Source organism: Microcystis sp. LE19-84.1B (genome assembly GCF_027531875.1).
Lineage (GTDB): Bacteria > Cyanobacteriota > Cyanobacteriia > Cyanobacteriales > Microcystaceae > Microcystis > Microcystis panniformis.
Map to the genome: position 1 here is coordinate 1 of NZ_JAPZSR010000268.1, position 1,264 is coordinate 1,264.

At 39.6% G+C, this 1,264-nt stretch carries 1 pseudogene; it reads left to right on the forward strand.

Annotated features, from left to right (window positions below):
* Nucleotides 1–568 precede the first annotated feature (568 nt).
* A pseudogene (locus O9324_RS15465) lies at nucleotides 569–1,264 on the forward strand (IS1 family transposase); the annotation flags it as partial.

A 1,264-nucleotide genomic window follows, 5' to 3' on the forward strand; every position in this document is an offset into this window, starting at 1 on the left:
CTGTGGCTGGTTCAAACCAAACATCGATTTCTTGGACTTCACTCTTGACTTTCTTGCTCTTTTTAATCGTTCCTAGAGACGCTAAGAGTTCCTCTAAATATTCCTTGGCAAATTGGTCGTGAATTTGGCGAGTCATTGCAGTGGATAATTAAGCCGAGAAAGTGCAGTAACAATCTTGTCAGATCATAGCAAGTTTTGAGAATTTAAGTAGGGAGGCACAATTATTTGTCGGATGGGTTAGGGGTAGCGTAACATGAGCGGGCGTTGGGTTTCATGCTTCAACCCAACCTACGTTCATCTTATATTTAATTCCACCCACCTACCTATGATTCGATCAGGGGGCATAAATCGACTAAATCCTTATAGGGCAAGAGACTTAATTGATTAGTTCGTTCTAGATCGAAAATAATTGGCAAAAATCGCAGCAGTGTCTTTCTATATAAGGGTTTCATCCCTTATAACCCCCGTCCATTGCATAACACAAAGCGAAGAACCTAATTATTTTTATTAGTAAATATTCTACACAACTCAGGCTAGATAAGCAAGAGAGCTACGCCACTACTATCGGATCACTACCCACCTCTATTCCCCTGTCAAGCGTTGTGGTTCTCACCATACTATCAAGAATGGTTCTATTCATAATGGAAAACCCAAGCGTCAATGTAAAGAATGTGGTCGTCAGTTTGTGATCAATCCCACTAATAAAACCGTCTCTGACGAAACCAAACAATTAATTGATAAACTTTTGCTCGAACGAATTTCTTGACGAGGAATTGCTAGAGTAACTGGAGTGAGTTGGTCATGGTAACAAAACTATGTCAACAATAAACTGGCGGCTGTCCCCCTTCAAATAAAGGTTTCGGACAAACCAAAAGGTAAATTGGTTATAGAATGTGATGAGATGTGGTCTTTGGTTTTTTCTAAGACGATAAAGGTTTATATTTGGCGGTTAATTGATAGAAAGACAAGGGAAATTATTGGTTGCTATGCGCGGAGATAGGAGTCGTCAATCAGCCAAAAAACTTTGGGTACAGTTTACCCAGTGTTTACCGACAATGCGCTGTTGCTTACACAGACTTTTGGGAGTCCTATAAGACAGTAATTCCTAATAAACGTCATCGAGCAGTAGGTAAAGAAACTGGTCAAACTAATCCTATTGAAAGATTAAATAATACCTTTCGACAAAGGATTTCTCGGCTGGAGAGAGAGAGTCTATCTTTCTCTAAAAAAATGGAGAATCACGTTGGGGAACCCTTTGGTATTT